22 protein-coding genes are annotated in these 20311 nt (G+C 64.2%); 10 read left to right on the forward strand and 12 right to left on the reverse strand.

Annotation, left to right across the window (positions count from 1 at the left end):
* Positions 1–13: 13 nt before the first annotated feature.
* The 3 genes from BZG29_RS05215 to glcF are packed head-to-tail and all read left to right on the forward strand — an operon-like array spanning position 14 to position 3822.
* The gene (locus tag BZG29_RS05215) at positions 14–1504 is read left to right on the forward strand and encodes an FAD-linked oxidase C-terminal domain-containing protein (protein WP_077399657.1); all 1491 of its coding nucleotides are present in this window, start codon (positions 14–16) and stop codon (positions 1502–1504) included.
* A 16-nt stretch (positions 1505–1520) separates the two neighbouring features.
* Positions 1521–2591, forward strand: a complete 1071-nt coding sequence (glcE, locus tag BZG29_RS05220; RefSeq protein WP_077399660.1) for a glycolate oxidase subunit GlcE — start codon at positions 1521–1523, stop codon at positions 2589–2591.
* 4 nt (positions 2592–2595) lie between these two features.
* On the forward strand, positions 2596–3822 hold the full coding sequence (gene glcF / locus BZG29_RS05225; protein ID WP_077399663.1) for a glycolate oxidase subunit GlcF: 1227 nt from the start codon (positions 2596–2598) through the stop codon (positions 3820–3822).
* A gap of 137 nt (positions 3823–3959) precedes the next feature.
* On the opposite strand, the gene BZG29_RS05230 is transcribed toward glcF, so the two are convergent.
* The 4 genes from BZG29_RS05230 to BZG29_RS05245 all read right to left on the reverse strand — a co-directional run bounded on the left by BZG29_RS05230 (position 3960) and on the right by BZG29_RS05245 (position 8930).
* Positions 3960–6071 (reverse strand): EAL domain-containing protein, encoded by a 2112-nt coding sequence (locus BZG29_RS05230; protein ID WP_077399666.1) that lies wholly within the window; start codon positions 6069–6071, stop codon positions 3960–3962.
* A gap of 185 nt (positions 6072–6256) precedes the next feature.
* A complete protein-coding gene (locus BZG29_RS05235) occupies positions 6257–6742 on the reverse strand; it encodes a glutathione peroxidase (protein WP_077399669.1) in 486 nt (161 codons plus the stop codon).
* Between the two features lies 1 nt (position 6743).
* Positions 6744–7883: a PilT/PilU family type 4a pilus ATPase gene (locus BZG29_RS05240; RefSeq protein WP_171984942.1), complete on the reverse strand. Its 1140-nt coding sequence runs from the start codon at positions 7881–7883 to the stop codon at positions 6744–6746.
* A gap of 3 nt (positions 7884–7886) precedes the next feature.
* Positions 7887–8930 carry a type IV pilus twitching motility protein PilT gene (locus tag BZG29_RS05245; protein WP_070258779.1) on the reverse strand — a complete coding sequence of 348 codons (1044 nt, stop codon included), beginning with the start codon at positions 8928–8930 and terminating at the stop codon, positions 7887–7889.
* Positions 8931–9000: 70 nt separating this feature from the next.
* Between BZG29_RS05245 and BZG29_RS05250 the strand changes: the two genes are divergently transcribed.
* The gene (locus BZG29_RS05250; protein ID WP_077399672.1) at positions 9001–9702 is read left to right on the forward strand and encodes a YggS family pyridoxal phosphate-dependent enzyme; all 702 of its coding nucleotides are present in this window, start codon (positions 9001–9003) and stop codon (positions 9700–9702) included.
* Between the two features lie 22 nt (positions 9703–9724).
* Positions 9725–10555, forward strand: a complete 831-nt coding sequence (proC, locus tag BZG29_RS05255; RefSeq protein ID WP_077399676.1) for a pyrroline-5-carboxylate reductase — start codon at positions 9725–9727, stop codon at positions 10553–10555.
* Positions 10556–10567: 12 nt separating this feature from the next.
* Here proC and BZG29_RS05260 read toward each other — a convergent pair whose 3' ends face one another.
* The 8 genes from BZG29_RS05260 to BZG29_RS05295 all read right to left on the reverse strand — a co-directional run bounded on the left by BZG29_RS05260 (position 10568) and on the right by BZG29_RS05295 (position 15832).
* Complete coding sequence (locus BZG29_RS05260) at positions 10568–11284, reverse strand: anti-sigma factor (protein ID WP_077399680.1); 717 nt, start codon at positions 11282–11284, stop codon at positions 10568–10570.
* A complete protein-coding gene (locus tag BZG29_RS05265) occupies positions 11281–11838 on the reverse strand; it encodes a sigma-70 family RNA polymerase sigma factor (RefSeq protein ID WP_253192787.1) in 558 nt (185 codons plus the stop codon). The genes BZG29_RS05260 and BZG29_RS05265 overlap by 4 nt, the downstream gene beginning before the upstream one ends.
* A 230-nt stretch (positions 11839–12068) precedes the next feature.
* A complete protein-coding gene (locus tag BZG29_RS05270) occupies positions 12069–12626 on the reverse strand; it encodes a DUF3455 domain-containing protein (protein WP_077399685.1) in 558 nt (185 codons plus the stop codon).
* A gap of 89 nt (positions 12627–12715) precedes the next feature.
* Positions 12716–13063: a hypothetical protein gene (locus tag BZG29_RS05275; protein WP_077399688.1), complete on the reverse strand. Its 348-nt coding sequence runs from the start codon at positions 13061–13063 to the stop codon at positions 12716–12718.
* Positions 13060–13446 (reverse strand): phage holin family protein, encoded by a 387-nt coding sequence (locus tag BZG29_RS05280; protein ID WP_046683403.1) that lies wholly within the window; start codon positions 13444–13446, stop codon positions 13060–13062. Before BZG29_RS05280 ends, BZG29_RS05275 begins: the two co-directional genes overlap by 4 nt.
* 50 nt (positions 13447–13496) lie before the next feature.
* The gene (locus BZG29_RS05285) at positions 13497–13853 is read right to left on the reverse strand and encodes a DUF883 family protein (RefSeq protein ID WP_077399691.1); all 357 of its coding nucleotides are present in this window, start codon (positions 13851–13853) and stop codon (positions 13497–13499) included.
* Between the two features lie 108 nt (positions 13854–13961).
* Complete coding sequence (gene ubiA / locus BZG29_RS05290; protein WP_034784859.1) at positions 13962–14816, reverse strand: 4-hydroxybenzoate octaprenyltransferase; 855 nt, start codon at positions 14814–14816, stop codon at positions 13962–13964.
* A gap of 77 nt (positions 14817–14893) precedes the next feature.
* Positions 14894–15832 carry a hydrogen peroxide-inducible genes activator gene (locus BZG29_RS05295; protein ID WP_077399694.1) on the reverse strand — a complete coding sequence of 313 codons (939 nt, stop codon included), beginning with the start codon at positions 15830–15832 and terminating at the stop codon, positions 14894–14896.
* A 134-nt stretch (positions 15833–15966) separates the two neighbouring features.
* Between BZG29_RS05295 and BZG29_RS05300 the strand changes: the two genes are divergently transcribed.
* The 5 genes from BZG29_RS05300 (at position 15967) to BZG29_RS05320 (ending at position 20293) form a co-directional block, all read left to right on the forward strand.
* Positions 15967–16206 (forward strand): DUF3717 domain-containing protein, encoded by a 240-nt coding sequence (locus tag BZG29_RS05300; RefSeq protein WP_077399697.1) that lies wholly within the window; start codon positions 15967–15969, stop codon positions 16204–16206.
* Between the two features lie 44 nt (positions 16207–16250).
* Positions 16251–16733, forward strand: a complete 483-nt coding sequence (gene rfaE2, locus BZG29_RS05305) for a D-glycero-beta-D-manno-heptose 1-phosphate adenylyltransferase (RefSeq protein WP_077399700.1) — start codon at positions 16251–16253, stop codon at positions 16731–16733.
* Positions 16734–16860: 127 nt separating this feature from the next.
* The gene (locus BZG29_RS05310) at positions 16861–18345 is read left to right on the forward strand and encodes a hypothetical protein (RefSeq protein ID WP_150130807.1); all 1485 of its coding nucleotides are present in this window, start codon (positions 16861–16863) and stop codon (positions 18343–18345) included.
* Positions 18342–19811 (forward strand): hypothetical protein, encoded by a 1470-nt coding sequence (locus BZG29_RS05315; protein WP_077399706.1) that lies wholly within the window; start codon positions 18342–18344, stop codon positions 19809–19811. The genes BZG29_RS05310 and BZG29_RS05315 overlap by 4 nt, the downstream gene beginning before the upstream one ends.
* Positions 19812–19855: 44 nt before the next feature.
* On the forward strand, positions 19856–20293 hold the full coding sequence (locus BZG29_RS05320) for a hypothetical protein (RefSeq protein ID WP_077399709.1): 438 nt from the start codon (positions 19856–19858) through the stop codon (positions 20291–20293).
* Positions 20294–20311 lie beyond the last annotated feature (18 nt).

Raw genomic sequence — 20311 nt, forward strand, 5'->3', positions numbered from 1 at the left:
TTGCTCACATCCTATGCTCAATGCCGCCCCTGAATCCGGATCGACCGCCGCGCGCCAGCAAGCCGTCGTCGCGGCCCTGCTGGCCGTGCTGCCGGCCCGCTGCGTGCTGTCCGACGCGGAAGATACGCGCCCGTACGAATGCGATGGCCTGGCTGCCTACCGCCAGCTGCCGATGGTGGTGACCCTGCCGGACACGGAGGAACAGGTCATCGCCATCCTCGGCGTCTGCCGCGAGTTGCAGGTGCCGATCGTGCCGCGCGGCGCGGGCACGGGCCTGTCGGGCGGCGCCTTGCCCATCGCCGACGGCGTGGTGCTGTCGACGGCGCGTTTGAACCGCATCGTGCGTCTTGACGCGTATGCGCGCACGGCCGTGGTGCAGCCGGGCGTGCGCAACCTGGCCATTTCCGAAGCGGCGGCGCAATATGCCTTGTACTACGCGCCCGACCCTTCCTCGCAGATCGCCTGCAGCATCGGCGGCAACGTGGCGGAAAACTCGGGCGGCGTGCATTGCCTGAAATACGGCTTGACCGTGCACAATGTGCTGCGCGTGCGCGTTGTTACTATTGATGGTGACGTGCTGGAACTGGGCGGCGAATGCCTGGACTCGCCCGGCCTCGATTTGCTGGCCGTTTTTATCGGCTCCGAAGGCATGCTGGGCATCGTCACGGAAGTGACGGTCAAGCTGATCCCGAAGCCGGCCACGGCGAGGGTCATCATGGCGTCCTTTGACGACGTCGTCACGGGCGGCAATGCCGTGGCCAACGTGATCGCGGCCGGCATCATCCCGGCCGGCCTGGAAATGATGGACCGGACGTCGTCGCGCATGGTCGAACCGTTCGTCAAGGCCGGCTACGACATCGACGCGGCGGCCATCTTGCTGTGCGAAGCCGATGGCACGCACGAGGAAGTGGAAGAGGAAATCGCCCGCATGACGGCCGTGCTGGAAGGGGCGGGCGCCAGCGCCATCGCCGTGTCGCAGTCGGAAGCGGAGCGCATGAAATTCTGGTCCGGCCGCAAGAACGCCTTTCCCGCCGCGGGGCGCATCTCGCCCGACTACTACTGCATGGACGGCACCATCCCGCGCAAGCGCCTGGCCGAAGTCCTGACGGGCATCGCCGCCATGGAAACGACGCATGGCTTGCGCTGCGCCAACGTGTTCCACGCGGGCGACGGCAATTTGCACCCGCTGATCCTGTTCGACGCCAACATGCCCGGCGAATTCGAGCGCGCCGAAGCGTTTGGCGCGGACATCCTGGCCCTGTGCGTGGCCGTCGGCGGCACGATTACGGGCGAGCATGGCGTGGGCATGGAAAAGATCAATTCCATGTGCGTGCAGTTTACGCGCGCCGAACTCGATGCCTTCTTTGCCGTCAAGCGCGCCTTCGATCCCCACGCCTTGCTGAATCCGGACAAGGCGATTCCCACCTTGAACCGCTGCGCCGAATTCGGCAAGATGCATGTGACGGCGGGACGCCTGCCGTTCGCCAACCTGCCCCGTTTTTAATTTTCCGGAGACTCTTTTGCAAGCGATAGCGGAACAATTCAGGCAGCAGATCCTGGCGGCCAGCGCGGCAGGCCTTCCCTTGCGCCTGCGCGGCGGCGGCACGAAAGACTGGTATGGCCAGCAGCTCGATGGCGAGGTGCTCGATACGCGCGCGTATGCGGGCATTATCGACTATGAACCGACGGAACTGGTGATCACGGCCCGCTGCGGCACGCCGCTGGCGGAAATCGAGGCGGCGCTGGCCGCGCGCAACCAGATGCTGGCCTTCGAACCGCCCCATTTCGGGCCGGGCGCCACGCTGGGCGGCGTCGTCGCCAGCGCCCTGTCCGGCCCGCGCCGCGCCAGCGCAGGAGCCTTGCGCGACTTTGTGCTGGGCGCCGTGCTGATGGATGGCCACGGCCAGCGTCTGGCCTTCGGCGGGCAAGTCATGAAGAACGTGGCCGGCTACGATGTCTCGCGCCTGCTGGCGGGCTCGCTGGGCACCCTGGGCCTGATCCTGGAAGTGTCGCTGAAGGTGTTGCCCTTGCCGCTGCGCGAAGCGACCTTGCGCCTGGAATGCGCGGAAATTGCCGCCTTGCGCATGCTCAATGAATGGGCGGGCAAGCCGCTGCCCATTTCCGCCAGTTGCTGGCATGACGGCGTCTTGAGCGTGCGTCTGTCCGGCGCCGAGGCGGCCGTGTCGGCGGCCCTGCAATCCTTGAAAGGCGAGCTGCTGGCAGCCGAAGACGCGGCCGCCTTCTGGCTGTCCGTGCGCGAACAGACGCACGATTTCTTCGCGGGTGCGGGCAGCCTGTGGCGCCTGTCGCTGCCGCCGCACGCCAGCGCCGTGATTTTAAAGGGGCGCCAGCTGATCGAGTGGGGCGGGGCGCAGCGCTGGCTCAAGCTCGACGGCGACGCCGATGCGCAAGGTGCGCGGCACATCCGCCAGGCCGTGGCCGCGCTTGGGGGCCACGCTACCCTGTTCCGCGGCGGCGACAAGGCCGTGGGCGTGTTCCATCCGCTGGCACCGGCCATCGATAAAATCCACCAGCGCCTGCGGCACGCTTTCGACCCGGCCGGCATCTTCAACCCGCACAGAATGACTTGAGCGCATGCAAACCAATCTCGCCGATTTCATCAAGAACACGCCGGCAGGCGACGAAGCCGAAGCCATCCTGCGCGCCTGCGTGCATTGCGGCTTTTGCACGGCCACCTGTCCCACCTACCAGCTGCTGGGCGATGAACTCGATGGCCCGCGCGGACGCATCTACCTGATCAAGCAGGTATTGGAGGGCGCACCCGTCACGGCCAAGACGCAGATGCACCTGGACCGCTGTCTGACCTGCCGCAACTGCGAGTCGACCTGTCCCTCGGGCGTGCAGTACGGGCGCCTGGTCGACATCGGCCGCAACGTCGTCGAGCAGCGCGTGCAGCGCCCCTTGCGCGAACGGGCGCTGCGCTTCGCCCTGAAGGAAGCGCTGCCGCGCCGCTGGCTGTTTACGCCCGCGTACAAGGCGGGCCAGGCGCTGCGGCCCTTGCTGTCGAAAGGCTTGCAGGACAAGCTACGTCCCGGAGAAAAGGCCGGGACATGGCCCGCGCGCCGGCATGCGCGCAGCATGCTGCTGCTTGACGGCTGCGTGCAGCCGGCCATGTCGCCGAACATCAACGCGGCCACGGCGCGCGTGCTCGATGCGCTCGGCGTGCAGTTGATCGTCGCGCCGAAGGCCAGCTGCTGCGGTGCGCTGCGCCATCACTTGAACGACCAGGAAGCGGCGCTGGACGACATGCGCCGCAATATCGACGCCTGGTGGCCCTACGTAGACTGCGTGGACAGCGCGGAAGCCATCGTCATGACGGCGTCCGGCTGCGGCGCCACGGTGAAGGAATACGGCCATCTGCTGGCGCACGACGCCCGCTATGCGGACAAGGCGCGGCGCATCGCAGAATTGACGCGCGACTTGTCCGAGATCATGCCCGCATTTGAGGCGGAACTGGTGGCGCTGCTGAAAGGGCGCATCGGCAAAAGAGTGGCGTACCACCCGCCGTGCACCCTGCAGCACGGCCAGCAGGTGCGCGGCAAGGTGGAGCAGGTGCTGCGCGCCGTCGGCGTCGACGTGCGCCTGTGCGCGGACAGCCATCTGTGCTGCGGTTCGGCGGGCACGTATTCGATCCTGCAGCCGGCACTGTCGCAGCAGCTGCGCGACAACAAGGTGGCGAACCTGGAAGCGTGCGAGCCGGAGATGATCGTGTCGGCGAATATCGGCTGCCTGAGCCATCTGCAGTCGGGCACGCAGACGCCCGTGCGGCACTGGATCGAACTGATCGATTCACAGCTTTGATTCGTTTTTGGACGAATCAACACCTGACAAAACCGTAGCGAGCGGAAGGGAGAGGTGGTCGAGAAGCGCAACCGTACTGGAGTACGGTGAGCATCGCAGGCCGCCTATACCGACGCGCAGTAGGTTTGGTCAGGTGTTTACACGGGGCTTTCGCTGTACTGCGCGATGCGCCATTGCGGCGCCGGGATGAAATTGTCGGCCCATTCCAGCACGGCGTCGGCCGGCATGGGGCGGGCGATGCCGTAGCCTTGCGCCAGATCGCAGCCCAGCTGGATCAATCGCGCGCCATGCTCGACGCTTTCCACGCCTTCGGCGATCACCGTCAGGCTGAAGGAGCGGGCCAGGCCGATGACGGCGCGCACCAGGTGCAGGTCGTCGCGGTCGTTGAGCATGTTGCGCACGAAGCTCTGGTCGATCTTGACGATGTTCGCCGGCAGGCGTTTTAAATATGACATCGACGAGTAGCCGGTGCCGAAATCGTCGAGCGCGAAGGTGATGCCCAGCGCCTGGCAGGCGCGGATGATGCGGCGCACGTCTTCGATGTCGTGCAGGGCCGACGATTCGAGGATTTCCAGTTCCAGCATGCTGGCGCGCACGCCGGGAAATTCGCCGAGGATGGTTTCCAGACGCGAAACGAAATCCGGTTGCTGGAAGTGGCGCGCCGCGATATTTACGCTGACGACCCAGTGCTTGCCGCAAGCCACCCAGCGCTGCATCTGCCACAGGGCCTGGCGCAGCACCCATTCGCCGATGTCGATGATCAAATCCGTCTGTTCCACCAGCGGCAGGAATTGCGCGGGCGCCAGCACGCCGCGGCGCGGGTGCTGCCAGCGCAGCAGCGCCTCCATGCCCACCACCGTGCCGGCGCGCATGTTCACCTTGGGCTGGTAGTACAGCCGCAGTTCGCCATTGATCAGGGCCTGGCGCACTTCCGTGCGCTGATTGTGGTGGGTGCGTACTTCTTCATCGAGGTTGGTGTCGAAGAAGTGGTACTGGTTGCGCCCCGTCAATTTCGCCTGGTAGACGGCGTGGTCGGCGTGGCGCAGCAGGCTTTCCGTATTCAAGTCCTTGCCCGCGTAGACGGCGATGCCGACGCTGGCCGTCACGTGCAGCGTCTGCTGGTCGCCCTGGTAGGGGCGGCTCAGTTCCTGCAGCAATTGCGTGATGTTCTGTTCGATGCTGGCGATGCTGGCCTGGCCGCACAGCAGCAGGACGAATTCATCGCCGCCCAGGCGCGCCGCGTAGTGGATCTGGCCCGTAAAGCCGTGCAGGCGGCCAGCCACCTGCTTGAGGATTTCATCGCCCGCTTCGGCGCCGTAGCGGTCGTTGATGGCCTGGAAATGGTCGAGGTCGAACAGGCAGACGGCCAGCAGGCGCTGGCGTTCGCGCGCCAGGAACAGCTCCTGTTCGAAGCGGGCGGCCAGCGCGGCGCGGTTGGGCAAACCCGTCAGCACGTCATTGTAGTTTTGCCATGACAGCTTTTGCAGCGCCTGCTGCATGTGCACGGTTTCGTTCAACTGCTCGCCCAGCTGGCGCTGGCTGGTCTTGAGCGAGGTCAGCAGTTCTTCGATATCGCCGGCCATGCCGTTGAACGACTGCGACACGGCTTGCGCTTCGGGCGTGGCGCCGGCCGCCAGGCGCACGGCGAAGTTGCCATCGCGGAAGCGGTCGGTCGCCTGCACGAGCCGCGCCAGCAGCTTGCGGTGCGACGCCAGGATCAAGCCCAGCAGGAGGAAGACGAGGACGATATTGATGGTGCTGAGGACGGCCTGCCCGCGCACCCTTTGCCATACCTGCGCCAGCGGCAGGCCGGGCGTGTAATGCACGTCGAGGATGCCGTCGCCGCCATCCGGCAGCGCCACCGTCAGGCGGCTGCGGATGGCCGCCATGCCCGCCAGGCGTGCAAACCACGCCGGCACGCCGTCGGCCAGCGTGTCGCTCAGCTTGTTGTCGGCCAGCACTTCAACATGCGCGCCAGCCGTATCCCAGCGCATGGCGGCGAGGCTGCGGTTCAGCGGCAGGGCGCTGCGCAGCACTTGCCGCACGCTGTCGTGCATCGCATGCCGGTCCGTATGCACGGCCAGCGGCAGCACGCTATTGGCAAGGAACAGGTCGAGTTGCCGGGCTTCGCTCTGGTAGCGGGCATTGGCCAGCGCCGTTTCCGTCCCGAGCAGGGCGTGATAGCGAAAGGCGGAAACGGCGAGTATCAGGAAGGTAATAGGGATGAAGAGGCGGGAATAACTGCCCATCCGCATCCATGAAGATAATATTTTCCCAAAGACTGGCATCGTTTTATGATCGATATCTGCGAATAATTATGTAAACATTATCACCGATATTTGCTATTTGAAACACAATATTGATATCAAGCATGAAATAAATACAGTTTTATTGATTTCGCATGATTGTTGTCTTAAATCAAAGTATCGTGCTTCTACTCTTGTAGCAATTGCCGTATGTCGGCCGCCAGGCTGGCCGGCTTGCTGGCCGTCGCATAGCGGCGAAATACGCTGCCATCCTTGCGCACCAGAAACTTGGTGAAATTCCATTTGATCGATTGCGTGCCCAATATGCCGGGCGCCGCCTGTTTTAATTGGGCAAAGACGGGATGGGTATGCGGGCCATTTACGTCGACCTTGGCAAACAGGGGAAAGGTGACGCCGAAGTTTTTTTCGCAAAAGGCGCCGATTTCCTCGTTCGAACCCGGCTCCTGCTGGCGGAATTGATTACAGGGAAAACCCAGCACGACCAGGCCCTGGTCGTGGAATTCGCGGTACAGCGTTTCCAGCCCCTGGTATTGCGGCGTGAAGCCGCAGGCGCTGGCCGTATTGACGATCAGCAGTACCTTGCCCTTGTAGCGCGCCAGGTCGATCGGCGTGCCGTCCAGCGCCTCGGCCTGGAAATCGTGGATGCTGGTCATGTCAGAGGAGTCCCAGTCTGGTGGCATTTGAGGGTGGTGCCGCTTCCGGCGCCGCTGCGCCCTTGAGCTTGATCGTCAGGCGCAGGTCGTTGACGGAGTCCGCATTGCGCAGCGCGTCTTCATAGCTGATGGCGCCCGCCTCGTGCAGGTCGAACAGGGCCTGGTCGAAAGTCTGCATGCCATGCTCGCGCGATTTTTTCATCAATTCCTTGATCTCGTGCACCTGGCCCTTGAAGATCAGGTCGCTCATCAGCGGCGAATTGAGCAGGATTTCCAGCGCCGCCTGGCGTCCGCCGCCATCCTTGTTGGGAATCAAGCGTTGCGAAATCATGCCCTTCAGATTCAGCGACAGATCCATCAGCAACTGCTGGCGCCGCTCTTCGGGGAAGAAATTGATGATGCGGTCCAGCGCCTGGTTGGCGTTGTTCGCGTGCAAGGTCGCCAGGCACAGATGGCCCGTTTCGGCAAACGCGATGGCGTGGTCCATGGTGTCGCGGTCGCGTATCTCTCCGATCTGGATCACGTCGGGCGCCTGGCGCAGGGTGTTTTTCAGGGCCGTGGCCCAGTCGTCCGTATCGACGCCCACTTCGCGCTGGGTGACGATGCAGTTGCCGTGCGGATGGATGAATTCCACGGGGTCTTCGATGGTGATGATGTGGCCGTGGCTGTGGGCGTTGCGGTGGCCCACCATGGCCGCCAGGGTGGTCGACTTGCCGCAGCCCGTGGCGCCCACCATGATGACGAGGCCGCGCTTGCTCATCACCACGTCTTGCAGGATGGCGGGTAAACCGAGCCCAGCGAGGCTGGGGATGGCGGTATTGATCAACCGCAAGACCATGCCTGCCTGGCCCATCTGCATGAAGGCGGATACGCGGAAACGCCCGAGCCCCTCCGGGCTGATGGCGAAATTGGCTTCGCGGCTGGACTCGAACTCGGCCGCCTGGCGCTCGTTCATGACGGCGCGCACGTAGCCGGCCGCCTGGGCCGCATCGAGCGGGGCTTCTACCAGCGGCGTCAGCTTGCCGTCGAGCTTGATGGCGGCGGGAAAGCCGGCCGTGATGAACAGGTCGGAGCCGCCCCGTGCGTGCATCTGCGCCAGCAGCGCGTGCATGGCGCCATAGTGTTCGTGCGTCGTCTGCATGGCTTATCCTGGGAAGTTTTCAGGCGCCTTGGCGGCCGAGCGGGCCGTTTCCGCCGAGATCGTGCCGCGCCGCACCAGGTCGGTGAGGCACTGGTCCAGGGTCTGCATGCCCACGTTGCTGCCCGTCTGGATGGCCGAATACATTTGCGCCACTTTCGCTTCGCGGATCAGGTTGCGTACGGCCGGCGTGGCCAGCATGATTTCATGGGCGGCCACGCGGCCCGCGCCGTCCTTGGTTTTGAGCAAGTTTTGCGAAATGACGGCTTGCAAGGATTCGGACAGCATGGCGCGCACCATTTCCTTTTCCTCGGCGGGGAAGACGTCGATGATGCGGTCGATCGATTTCGCCGCCGACGAGGTGTGCAGGGTGCCGAACACCAGGTGGCCCGTCTCGGCCGCCGTCAAGGCCAGGCGGATGGTTTCCAGGTCGCGCAATTCGCCCACCAGAATCACATCCGGGTCTTCGCGCAGGGCCGAGCGCAGCGCGTTGCTGAACGAGTGCGTGTGCGAGCCCACTTCGCGCTGGTTGATCAGGCATTTTTTCGGTTCATGCACGAATTCGATCGGGTCTTCGATGGTCAATATATGGTGGTTCAGCCGTTCATTGACGTGGTTGACCATCGCCGCCAGGGTGGTCGACTTGCCGGAACCCGTCGGGCCCGTCACCAGCACGAGTCCCCGCGGGCGCATGGCCAGTTCGCCGAAGATGCGCGGCGCGTTCAGCTCTTCCAGGGTCAGCACCTTCGAGGGAATCGTGCGCAGCACGGCCGAGGCGCCGCGTTCCTGGTTGTAGGCGTTCACGCGGAAGCGCGCCAGGCCGGGAATCTCGAACGAGAAATCGCATTCCAGCGCTTCTTCATACGCCTTGCGCTGGCTGTCGTTCATGATGTCGTAGATCATGCTGTGCACTTCCTTGTGCTCGAGCGGGGCCACGTTGAGGCGGCGCACGTCGCCATTGACCCGTATCATCGGCGGCAGGCCGGAAGACAGGTGCAGGTCGGAAGCCTTGTTGCTGACGGAGAAAGCGAGAAGTTCGGAGATGTCCATTTATAATCCCTGTGCCTGCATTGATGGGCTGGCGCACCGTGCCGCCGCCCCTATACACTAGAAAATGATTATGTCCACAATCGAACAGAACTTGCAAGCCGTGCGCGACAGTATTGCGCAGGCCGCCGCTGACGCGCAGCGCGCGCCGGCCGACGTGACCCTGCTGGCCGTGTCAAAAACCTTCGGCGCGGATGCCGTGCTGGCAGCCATGCGCGCGGGCCAGGCGGCGTTTGGCGAAAATTACCTGCAGGAAGCACTCGACAAGATCGCCGCCGTCAAGCTTGCGCTGCCGCAAGGCGCACCCGCCTGGCACTTCATCGGCCCCATCCAGAGCAACAAGACGCGCCCCATCGCCGAACACTTCGACTGGGTGCACACGGTGGAACGGGAAAAGATCGCCGCCCGCCTGTCCGAGCAGCGCCCGGCCGGCTTGCCGGACCTGAATATCTGCCTGCAAGTCAATATCAGCGGCGAAGCCAGCAAGAGCGGCGTGACGCCGGCTGAATTGCCGGCGCTGGCGCATGCCGTGGCGCAACTGCCCCGTTTGCGCTTGCGCGGCTTGATGGCCATTCCCGAGCCGGAAACGGATGTCAAGCGCCAGCGCTTTGCGTTTGCGCAAGTGCGCGCGTTGTACGACCAATTGCAGGCGGACGGCCTGGCGCTCGATACCTTGTCGATGGGCATGTCGGCCGACTTGCGCGCCGCCGTGCTGGAAGGCGCCACCATCGTGCGCGTGGGCAGCGCCATCTTCGGTTCCCGCACTTACTCTTAACTGATTGATAGAAAGCATAGCCATGACGACAGAATTGAATATCGCCTTTGTAGGCGGCGGCAACATGGCCGCGGCCCTGATCGCCGGCCTGGCGGGTAAATTGACCCTGGGCGGCAACATCCACGTGATTGACCCGCATGCGCCCGCGCTGGAAAAACTGCAGGCGCAATTCGGCGTGACGACGGCTTCCGCCGCCGGCGACGCGCTGCGCGGCGTGGACGTGATCGTGCTGGCCGTGAAACCGCAAAGCATGCGCGACGTGGCGGCGCAGCTGCTGCCTTTCCTCGACGGCGACAGTGCGCCATTGATCCTGTCGATCGCGGCCGGCATCCGCGCGGCCGACCTGTCGCGCTGGCTCGGCGATTACCCTGCCATCGTGCGCTGCATGCCGAACACGCCGGCCCTGATCGGCATGGGCATCACGGGCATGGTGGCCAGCGGCGGCGTCAGCGCAGAACAGAAAAAAACGGCGGACGCCATCCTGCGCGCCGTCGGCCAGACCGTCTGGCTCGATGACGAAGCGAAGATCGACCCTGTGACGGCCGTGTCCGGCAGCGGTCCCGCCTATGTGTTTTACTTTATCGAAGCGATGCAGCAGGCGGCCGCTGAGCTGGGTCTGACGCCGGAGCAGGGCACGCAGCTGGCGATTGCCACGTTTACGGGCGCGGCGCAGCTGGCGGCCAATTCCAGCGAACCCGTGTCCTTGCTGCGCGAGCGGGTCACGTCGAAGGGCGGCACGACCTATGCAGCATTGACCAGCATGGAAGAGAGCGGCGTGAAGGCGGCCATCGTCAAGGGCATCAAGGCGGCCGCGCAGCGGGGGCGCGAGATGGGAGACGAGCTGGGAAAATAAGTGGTCAAATAATTACATGACCTTGACGGCGCGGCCGATGTATAAAACCGGTCCCGTCGGCCGGCCCGTGGGCGAGCCCGTTGCCGGTTCCAGCGTGATTTCAAACAGTTGCTCCGGCTGCAGCGGCGGTAGCTTGTCCAATGTCAACTTGAGGCTTTGCCCCGGCTTGACCAGGCCCAGCGAGACGGGCGCGCCCCAGTCCTTGCCCTTGGTCCAGAATTGCAGGGCCTTTTGCTGCGGCACGCTGGTCGGTCCCAGCGGGATCAGGCTCAGGTCGCGGTTCTTGCCGCCGCGTCCGCCCGCCTGCACGATCCAGCCCGGCGATTTGTCTTGCGGCGCCACCAGCACCACCAGGTAGCCGGGTCCGCTGGGTGTTTGCAGTTGCACGCTGACCAGCACGGCCAGCGCGGCCGTGGCCGCCAAGCCGCCACCCGCCAGCATTCGCCAGAACGCCAGACTGTTCCACCACGCCTGCCAGCCGCCCGCCTGCCGCACGGCTGCAGGCGTAAACAGGCTGGCGCTGATGCGCGGCCACAGTTGCGCCGAGGGCGTTTCGGCTGGCGCCAGGGTCGTCAAGGGCAGCAAGCGCCGTTCCCAGGCATCGACGGCGTCGCGCAAGGCTTCGTCGCGCGGCAAGCGCTGTTCCACTTCCGCGCGTTCGGCCAGCTCCAGGGTGCCCAGCACGTATTCGCTGGCCAGCCTGTGCAATTCCTCGTCGCCGTTGATCATCCCATGCACTCCCGCAAGGCGGCCAGGCCCCGCTTGACCCAGGCCTTGACGGTCCCCAGCGGCGCTTGCAGGCGCTGCGCGATTTCGCTGTGGGAACAGCCATCGACGTAAGCGTACAGAATGCTGTTGCGTTTGGATTCGTCCAGGTGGCCGAGGCAATCGTGCAGCTTGCCCAGGTTCGCCTGGTCGGCATAGGCCTCGCCCGCATCGTGGCTGTGGCGTTCGTGCAGCAGGTTTTCCACGGTATCCTCGTCGGCCGCTACTTCATGGGCGCGGGCGCGCGCCACGTCCAGCGCCTGGTGCCGCACCACCACATAGATCCAGCCCTTGCCGCTGCCGCGCGTGGCATCGAAACTGCCGGCGCGGCGCCAGATATTCAGGAAGGCGTCGTGCAGCACGTCTTCGGCCAAGGCCCGCTGGCGCACGATGCGCAAGGCCACGCCCAGCAGGTAGCGGCTTTCCTGCTGGTACAGGCCGTGCAATGCCTGCTGCTCGCCCCTGGCGCAGGCGCGCAGGGCGGCATCGTAATCGAACGGAGTGGCTAGCGTTGGCAAGGTCGGCGCAATCGTCAGAACGCAATTGTCAGGAATAAACGGTTGGCAAGTTTTCAATACCGAGTATAGGCCAGAAACCTGCTTGCCAACCGTTGCCTCCATGTTTTACAACACCTAACAAAACCGTAGCGAGCGGAAGGGAGAGGTGGCTAAGAAGCGCAACCGTACGAAGGTACGGTGAGCATCGCATGCCGCCTATCCCGACGCGCAGCAGGTTTTGATAGGTGTAGTTATGCGGCCTTCCAGAAAATGTAGTCGGCCTGGTAGGGCACCCATTGTTTGGCGCCGATGGATTCCATGCCGCAGGGGCTGCTTGGCGCCACGCCGCCGCTGGTGGCCACGCGCTGGATGTAGCTGACACCCTGCATGGCGCCGCTGCCCGTGGCCGGATTGGCCTTTACCAGCTGGTACGGGATATTGCCCGCGCCGGCCGGTGCCACGGCCACTTGCGTCGCCGTCACTTTCGAACCGTCCAGGCTGGCCCAGGTGGCCGGTGGACCGACATACGTGCCCACTTGCATGCCGCCGCGGTCGTTCAAGGCCGCGTCCGGTCCCACGAAAACCCATTCATGCCCCGTCATGTCTTTCTTGGTCTTGCATTCGTAGGCGATCTTGCCCACGCCCACCGTTTGCATGGCCACCTGGTGGCCATCGGGCACCTTGACGGCGTTCGGTAATTGTTCTTGCGAATAGCGCGCGCTCATGGGGGCGCAAGCGCTCAGCAGCAGGGCGGCGCCCAGCACAGCGAGGGCGGGAACGGCGTGGCGTGGGGTGGTGAAGGCAAGCATGGCGAACTCCTGGTAGTTGGCTCAACCGGCTGGTTGATACCATTACTACGCATGGGTCTGCCATTTGGATGCAGCCAGGTCAAAATATTTTATGACGGCGTTTCTTTCTTGCTGAAACGTTGCGCCAGCGCCAGCAAGACGGGCATGGCGGTGGTGGCGTGCTTGAGCAGCGCGCCGCTGGCCCGCAGCAGCGGCAGGATGCGGCGCGGACGCACCAATGCCAGGCCCAGCACGGCGCCGCCCACCATCAGGGGAATTTTGAAACGCGTGGCCAGGGTGTGGCGCAGATTGCCGCCCGTCAGCGGTTCCAGCAACTGGCGCGTCTGCACGCCCAGGGCCAGGCGCTGCAGCGCGCATTCGGCCAGCAGCGCGTCGCGCCGCTGCGCCAGGCTGGCGGCCGTGTGGACGCTGGACAATTTGGTGGGGTGCGTGGTCATGGCCGCTCCGATCCCCGGCGCGCCAGCAATTGCAGCTCGTCCAGGTCTTTGTTCAGTTCGGAAAGTGTAAAAGAAAGCAGTTTCGGCTTGCTGCGGAAACTGGCGCGCACGCCCAGCAGGGTGGCGATGGCGGCGACGATGAAGACGGCGGCCGTGATGGCGATGGCGGCGATGCGGTGCGTATCCCAGAACAGCACGATGACGAGGAACACGATCAAGACCAGGCCGACAAACAGGCACAACAGTGCCAGCATGGCCAGCGCCAGATAGGACAGGAAGCGCAGCGACTCTTCTTCCATTTCCACGGCCGCCAGGGCCAGACGGGTCTGGACGATGGCGGCGAGGGTCGCTGCGACTTGGGCGACATGGTGCACGATAGCCATATGCTGCCTTTCGCGTCAGGAGACGGCGAATGCCGTCGGTACTCCTACTACTAGCGGCGTGACGAGGAAAGCAGCAGACCGAACAGCACGCCCACGACGGCGCCCGCACCCACGGCTTTCCATGGATTGTCCTGCACGTATTCGTCGGTGGCCTTGGCCGCCTTCTTGGTACGTTCGAGCAAGTCTTCTTCCAGCTTGATCAAGTCTTTCTTGGCCGTTTCCAGGGTGGCGATGAACTTGTCCTTGACGGCTTTGACACTCTCGCCCGTCTGATCCTTGGCGCCATCGAGCCAGCCTTCCGCTTCATCGATGACGGTCTTCAAGTCGCCGACCAGTTTGTCGCGGGCCTTGTCGGCGTCGGCGAGGATGCTGTCGCTGCTGGATTTTCCGGTATGTATCGAGCTCATGTATTACCTCATGGAAGTGAAACTGCACAGTGAAATACCAGTGTAGGCAGCTGCGGCCAGGCTTGTCTTGCGCCGCCTCAAGGGCTACCGCGGCGCAAAGGTCATTGCTTAACGGAAAGCAAAGTCCAGTACCACGCCCGCAAATACCGCCGCTCCTAGCCAGTTATTATGCCGGAATGCCGCAAAACACGGCATACGCTCGCGTGCGCGGATCAAGGTGTAGTGATAAACGGCGCAGCCGGCCGCCACCAGCAGGCCCGCGACGAACCAGTAACGCAAGCCCAGATACCAGCCGCATGCCAGCCACAGCAGCAGGAAAACGGCATAGCAGGCCATGACGATGGCCACGTCGTAGCGGCCAAAGGTGATGGCCGAGGTCTTGATGCCGATCTTCAAGTCGTCATCGCGGTCGACCATCGCGTATTCCGTATCGTAGGCCACGGCCCAGAAGACATTGCCCAGCAGCAGCAGCCAGGCGACGGCGGGCACGGCATCCGTGATGGCGGCAAAGCCCATGGGAATGCCGAAGCCGAAGGCGATACCGAGATACGCTTGCGGAATCGCAAAGAAACGCTTGAAATAGGGATAGGTGCCGGCGATGATGACGGCGGCCACCGACAATTGCTTGGTCAGCGCGTTGAGGGGCAGGATCAGGCAAAAGGCCAGCACGGTCAGCACGCCGGCCACGGCCAGCGCTTCCTTGCCGCTGATGCGTCCGCTGGTGATGGGACGCTCGGCCGTGCGCTTGACGAATTTGTCGATATCCTGGTCGGCGTAGTCGTTGATGGCGCAGCCTGCCGAGCGCATCAGGAAAGTGCCGAGGGTAAAGATGAGCAGCAGCCGCCAGTCCGGCACGCCCTGCTGCGCCAGCCACAGCGCGCACAGGGTAGGCCACAGCAGCAATACGGTACCGATAGGCTTGTCCAGCCGTATCAGGCGGAAATACAGCGCCAGCTTGTTCATGGAAGACTCGATCTTGTTGAAGAGAAAGGTCGATTATCGCAAATAGTATGTAAATGTACTATTTTGCGCCTGGGGCGCTAGTCTTCGTCCTCGCACAGCGGCGTAATGCCAGGCAAGTTGCAGCTGGCAATGGCCGCGCACAGGGCGTCGATGGCGGCCTTGCGCGTAAAACTCTTGCGCCACAGCATGACCACGCGGCGCGATGGCACGGGGGCGGCGAAGGGCCGGTATTCGAGCATGCCGTCGGTGGCGTGCATATTGGCGACGGAGGCGCGCGGCAAGACGGTCAGGCCGATGCCGCTGGCCACCATGTGGCGGATGGTTTCCAGCGAGGAACCCTCAAACGTGCGCTGCATGCCGTTGCCGGGCGAGGAAAAACGCGCCATTTCGGGGCACACTTCCAGCACCTGGTCGCGGAAACAGTGGCCATTGCCCAGCAGCAGCATGGTTTCCGATTTCAGGTCTTGCGCGGCGATTTTGTCGCGCGCCGTCCATGGATGCTGGCGCGGCATGGCGACGACGAACGGTTCGTCATACAGTTCCTGCATGGCCATGCCGTGCTCGGGCAGGGGCAGGGCCATGATGGCCACGTCCAGCTCGCCCTGGCGCAGCAATTCGAGCAGGCGAACCGTGAAGTTTTCCTGCAAGATCAAAGGCATCTGCGGTACCTGGTCTATCATGGCCTTGACCAGGGGCGGCAGCAGGTAGGGGCCGATCGTGTAGATCACGCCCAGACGCAGGGGGCCGGCCAGCGGGTCCTTGTTTTGCTTGGCGAGTTCCTTGATGGCGGCCGTCTGTTCCAGCACGCGCTCGGCTTGCGCAATGATTTGCGCGCCCAGGGGCGTGACGGAGATTTCCGCGCCGCCCCGTTCGAACAGGACCACGCCCAATTCGTCTTCGAGTTTCTTGATGGCCACTGACAGGGTGGGCTGGGCAACGAAGCAGGCTTCGGCGGCGTGGCCGAAGTGCTTCGCTCGCGCGACTGCAACGATATATTTCAGTTCAGTCAGTGTCATAGGTTGATTGAAACACAGGAAGTACTTACTTGCAATGAATGAAAGGTGGCGCAAACATGAAACTGTGGCGCCGATGGCGTATTGTAGCGGATCGCCCCCTATAATGCGGGACCGGGCGGCGGAAGGAGACGGCGATGGAACTGCGGATGCAGGCGCTGGAAGCGGCGATTAATTACTGGCGTGCCAGGCAACCGGCGCGCGGCAATGAATATGCGCTGTCGCCGCCCGTCAGCCGCCTGGCCGGCGTGTATGCGCTGATGATTTACTACCGGCAAGATCGCATCGCCGAAGAGACCCTGGAACCGGCCGTCGTGGCCCTGATCGATGCCTGGCGCCGGGATGCCGGCGGCATCCAAGGCGATAGCCACGCCTGAGTACGACCATAGCGTGACCCCATTTAACCCAACCAGAGATATCCATGCCTGATTTTGAAAACAAACTGTGCGGCCGTGACGAACTGCGCGCCCGCGCCGCGGCCCTGCCGAAACCGGTGGTGGTGACGAACGGCGTGTTCGACATTTTGCACCGCGGCCACGTGACGTACCTGGCGCAGGCGCGCGCGCTGGGCGCCTCGCTGATCGTTGCCGTGAATACCGATGCCTCGGTGAAACGCCTGGGCAAGGGCGACGACCGTCCCCTGAACAGCTGCGAAGACCGCATGGCCGTGCTGGCCGCGCTGGAAGCGGTGAGCCTGGTCGTGCCGTTCTCGGAAGACAGCGCCCTGGAAGTGGTGCAGGAGATCGCACCGGAAATCTATGCCAAGGGCGGCGACTACGACATGGCGGCCATTCCCGAAGGCAAGGCCGTGCTGGCGTACGGCGGCCAGGCCGTGGCCATCGATTTCGAGCATGACCGTTCGACCACCAAGCTGTTGACGAAAGTGCGGACGCAGCAAGGCTGAGGAAGCTCGTCAATGTTTCCATACAGATAAAAAGACGTTACTATGAGAACTGCCAGGGCTGCGACCTCGTTGCGTCAGCCCCAGCACGTTACACCGTCTGAAATGCATTGCTAGTCATAGAAAATAAATGGATCATAAAACTTCTGGGGATTGGCCACTGCCCTCCGGCGCCTGGCACGTGGATGACGAGGGCGCGTGGACCATGCAGCGCAGCGCGGACGGCCAGAATGTCTCGCCCTTGGTGAGCCATGCCGATATCGGCAAGCTGATGCATGCGCGGCGCCTGCCCGCAGCGGCCGGTGCGCCCGTGCGGCAGTTTCCGCCCGAATTTGCGTTCGACCCCGCCTCGGGCGCGGCCTTGCAAGTGCCGCCCGCTACGTCCGCTACGCCGCCCTGGGTGCCGCCCTACGGCGCATCTCCCGTCAGCGACGTGCCGCCAACCGGCCCGGCCGGCTTGCGCCAGGCCAGCGCGCCCCTGAAACTGGCGGACCAGCGCGCGCGCGAAGAGCATGCGCAGGCCGACGTCTCGCTGCCCATGCCGCCGCCCGGCGAATACGAATTCTTTTCCGCCCAGTTCGGCACCAGCGCGCCCGCGCTGCTGGCGCTCGACCCGCGCAAGGCCGTCTTGCACGCCTGGCTGCCCGCCTCGAAGCGCTGGCTGGCGCTGGACCCCGACTATGGCAGCTTGCTGGCCGAATCGGACCTGGCCCACGGCGCCTGGCGCGCCGAGCTGGTGCCGGAGTTCAATAGCGTGCTGGTCTTGCCGACCAGCCATGGCCTGGCCTGCATCCGTCCCGACGTGCCGTCGCTGACCTATGTGGTCGAGCACGTGGGCGGCGCGCCGTGCGCGGCCGCGCCCGTCTGGTTCCAGAGCCGTTTGTGGGCGCCGCTGCGCGACGACGATGGCCGCATCCGCTTCGTCAACCTTGATGCGCAACAAAAGCCGGGCAGCGACGTGCTGCTCGACGGCCTGTTTGACCTGGGCGCCGTCAGCGCGCCCGTCGCCTACAACCGCATGGCCGTGTGGCCCTGCGCCAACGGCCAGCTCCGGCTGCAACTGCAGCCGGACGGCAACGTTGCCGCCTCGTTCACCCCCTGGCCAGAAGGGCTGGTGCCGCATTTCGAGTTCGGCAGCCCGTACGTGTCGCGCGACGGCGGCCTGTGGCAGTTGTGCTTCGAGCGCAGCCGCGGCACCTATGTCTACGTGAAACTGGGCGCGCAGTCCGAACGGGCCGACGCGCTGGCGCCGCGCCTGTGCTCGGGCAGCTTCAATTACCGCTTCGCCGCCAAGTTGAAAACGGCGCCGTGGGAAGAGCCGGAACACGGCGACGATGGCGGCAAGAACCAGGCCGTGATGCCGCTGCTGGAATCGAATGCCGGCAACAGCGTCTTCGGCGTGAAGTTTGCCACCAGCGCCGGCCTGTCGAGCGTGCTGCGCTCGAGCGATCGCCTGGCGGCACAGCTGGTGCAGGACGACGAATTGCGCGAAAACGTGTTCCATACCTTTGCCGTCAGCGAACCGTGGCGCGTGCGCCTGTTTGTGCATGAAGGTACGCTGTGGGCTTACCACCCGCTGCTGTCGCGTATCGATGGCTGGGCCTTGCAGGCATGAAGGCGCGCTTACTGACCGTGGCTTGCGCCGCGTTTTTCAGCGCTGCCGCTGCGCACGCGGCCGGCATCCAGCAAGCGTTCCTCGTGCAAAATTCGGGCTGGATGGAGCCGTTTTACACGGATGAGCATTCCCAGCTGAAAGCCCTGGTGGGCGCGGTGGCGCAGGCCGCTACAAACCCGTCCGATAAAGTGTACACCCTGGCCTTCAGCCAGAGCAGCGGCGCGCACGTGTCGCCGTCGCTGCTGGGGCAAGGGCAGGGCGGCGCCGGCGTGGCGGGCCAGCTGGCCAGTCTCGGCCTGGCGCGCAAGGGCGCCGGCGGCGCGCTGGCCGACACGGATTTCCAGGAAGCCGTGACAAAAACCATCACGGGCCCGTTCCAGTCCGCGTCCGGCATCGTGTGGATTTTTACGAATAACAAGAACAGCCCGAACAACGACAGCCAGACGGCCGAGCGCAACCGCGACTTTTACCGCCTGCTGCACCTGGAACCGTCGATCACCAAGACGGTGGTGTTTCCGCTGCGCATGCCCGTACAGGGCAAGCTGTACAGCGCCAAGGGCTTGATGGTGTATGCGCTCGCGTATGGCCAGCCCGCATCCGAGGCCTTGAACCGTATCCTGGCCGAAGGGCGGCTGTCGCAAGTGCTGACGCGTCCGCCCGCGCGATTGAAACCGGTGGACCAGGATGCCGTGCGCATCGTGCCGCAATCCGTCAAGAACAGCGCCAACGTGCACGCCAGCCTGGGCCGCGACGGGCGCACCATCGTGCTCGACGTCGATGCGGCGAACCTGGTGCCGCAAGTGGTGCTGCAGGCGTCCTTGCAAAACATGTTTTTCCCGTACGTGATCGACAGCGCCAAGGTGCACGCCAGCCTGGCGGGCCAGAACGCGCCGCTGCACGTTGCGCCAGATCAAATCCGCCAGCTGCAGCCGGGCGCCAGCCAGTCCGTGCAGGTACAGTTCGCGTTGCCGATGGCGCAGATTCCGTCGCCGTGGTCGGCGCAGGCGATCGCCGCCATGGGCAAGCAGGTGATGCTGCCGATGCAGGCGCAAGTCGGCCTGTCGGAACAGCGGCTGGCGCTGGCGTCCAGTTTCGGCAAGGATTTGCAGGAACTGTTCCCCGGCGACCCGATTTCCGGCATGTTTACGCCGCCCGACAGCGTGCGCGCGTCGCAGGCGACGATCCCACTGCTGGTGCGCATCCAGTATCCGCTGCTGCCCGTGCTGGTGATCCTCGGCGGCGTGCTGGCGCTCGTGACGGGTTTGCTGGCGCTGGGCTTGCTGGGCACGCGCGCCACGCGCTACAAGGTGATGGCCGACGGCGTGCAGCGGCAAGTGTTGTTAAAACCGTTCAAAAGCGTGCAGATCCGCGATGATGACGGCCGCGACATTGGCGAACTCAAGCGCGGCCTGGGCAAGCCTGTCGTCGTGCGCGTGGCCGAAGGCCATACCCTGAGCCTGGCCTGATAACGATTTCCTTTTAAACTATTCAAATCCACCAGAGGCATACCATGGCGCAAGAGACTCCCAAAGACAACAGCGGTTTTACCCTGCCGGCCCCCGCATCCGCGCCACCGGCCGCAGACGCACCGGCGGCCAGTGCAGCCACCACGGCCACGACCGAAGCTGCGCCCGCGCTCGATCCTGTCAGCACGACCGATACTTCGTCGCGCGACACCCTGGTCGGCGGCGTCGTGCTGTTGCTGCTGTTCATCGCCTTTTTCTTTGCCAAGAATGCCTATGCGAATGGCCTGGTGGCCAAGCGCGTGCCGCCGAACAAGGCCAATGCCTCGGGCTGGTGGCTGTTCATCTTCCTGGCCAGCCTGGCGACGGGCGTCGTGCTGGCCGCCGTGAATGCGCATAAATTCCTTGCGCCACTGTTCATGGGACCGCTGGTGCTGGTGGGCCTCGTTGCACTCTTGTTGACCTTTACTTCCAGCCGCCGCTAAGAACACGCCGTTGCACGC

This window comes from Janthinobacterium sp. LM6 (assembly GCF_002002885.1).
Lineage (GTDB): Bacteria > Pseudomonadota > Gammaproteobacteria > Burkholderiales > Burkholderiaceae_D > Janthinobacterium > Janthinobacterium kumbetense.

Bases quoted from the DNA above. Each gene is read 5' to 3' on its own strand.
- BZG29_RS05215 (WP_077399657.1), top strand. From the start codon at position 14: ATGCTCAATGCCGCCCCTGAATCCGGATCGACCGCCGCGCGCCAGCAA.
- glcF (WP_077399663.1), top strand. From the start codon at position 2,596: ATGCAAACCAATCTCGCCGATTTCATCAAGAACACGCCGGCAGGCGAC.
- BZG29_RS05230 (WP_077399666.1), bottom strand. From the start codon at position 6,071: ATGGGCAGTTATTCCCGCCTCTTCATCCCTATTACCTTCCTGATACTC.
- BZG29_RS05235 (WP_077399669.1), bottom strand. From the start codon at position 6,742: ATGACCAGCATCCACGATTTCCAGGCCGAGGCGCTGGACGGCACGCCG.
- BZG29_RS05240 (WP_171984942.1), bottom strand. From the start codon at position 7,883: ATGCAGACGACGCACGAACACTATGGCGCCATGCACGCGCTGCTGGCG.
- BZG29_RS05245 (WP_070258779.1), bottom strand. From the start codon at position 8,930: ATGGACATCTCCGAACTTCTCGCTTTCTCCGTCAGCAACAAGGCTTCC.
- BZG29_RS05250 (WP_077399672.1), top strand. From the start codon at position 9,001: ATGTCCACAATCGAACAGAACTTGCAAGCCGTGCGCGACAGTATTGCG.
- proC (WP_077399676.1), top strand. From the start codon at position 9,725: ATGACGACAGAATTGAATATCGCCTTTGTAGGCGGCGGCAACATGGCC.
- BZG29_RS05260 (WP_077399680.1), bottom strand. From the start codon at position 11,284: ATGATCAACGGCGACGAGGAATTGCACAGGCTGGCCAGCGAATACGTG.
- BZG29_RS05270 (WP_077399685.1), bottom strand. From the start codon at position 12,626: ATGCTTGCCTTCACCACCCCACGCCACGCCGTTCCCGCCCTCGCTGTG.
- BZG29_RS05275 (WP_077399688.1), bottom strand. From the start codon at position 13,063: ATGACCACGCACCCCACCAAATTGTCCAGCGTCCACACGGCCGCCAGC.
- BZG29_RS05280 (WP_046683403.1), bottom strand. From the start codon at position 13,446: ATGGCTATCGTGCACCATGTCGCCCAAGTCGCAGCGACCCTCGCCGCC.
- BZG29_RS05285 (WP_077399691.1), bottom strand. From the start codon at position 13,853: ATGAGCTCGATACATACCGGAAAATCCAGCAGCGACAGCATCCTCGCC.
- ubiA (WP_034784859.1), bottom strand. From the start codon at position 14,816: ATGAACAAGCTGGCGCTGTATTTCCGCCTGATACGGCTGGACAAGCCT.
- BZG29_RS05295 (WP_077399694.1), bottom strand. From the start codon at position 15,832: ATGACACTGACTGAACTGAAATATATCGTTGCAGTCGCGCGAGCGAAG.
- BZG29_RS05300 (WP_077399697.1), top strand. From the start codon at position 15,967: ATGGAACTGCGGATGCAGGCGCTGGAAGCGGCGATTAATTACTGGCGT.
- rfaE2 (WP_077399700.1), top strand. From the start codon at position 16,251: ATGCCTGATTTTGAAAACAAACTGTGCGGCCGTGACGAACTGCGCGCC.
- BZG29_RS05310 (WP_150130807.1), top strand. From the start codon at position 16,861: ATGGATCATAAAACTTCTGGGGATTGGCCACTGCCCTCCGGCGCCTGG.
- BZG29_RS05315 (WP_077399706.1), top strand. From the start codon at position 18,342: ATGAAGGCGCGCTTACTGACCGTGGCTTGCGCCGCGTTTTTCAGCGCT.
- BZG29_RS05320 (WP_077399709.1), top strand. From the start codon at position 19,856: ATGGCGCAAGAGACTCCCAAAGACAACAGCGGTTTTACCCTGCCGGCC.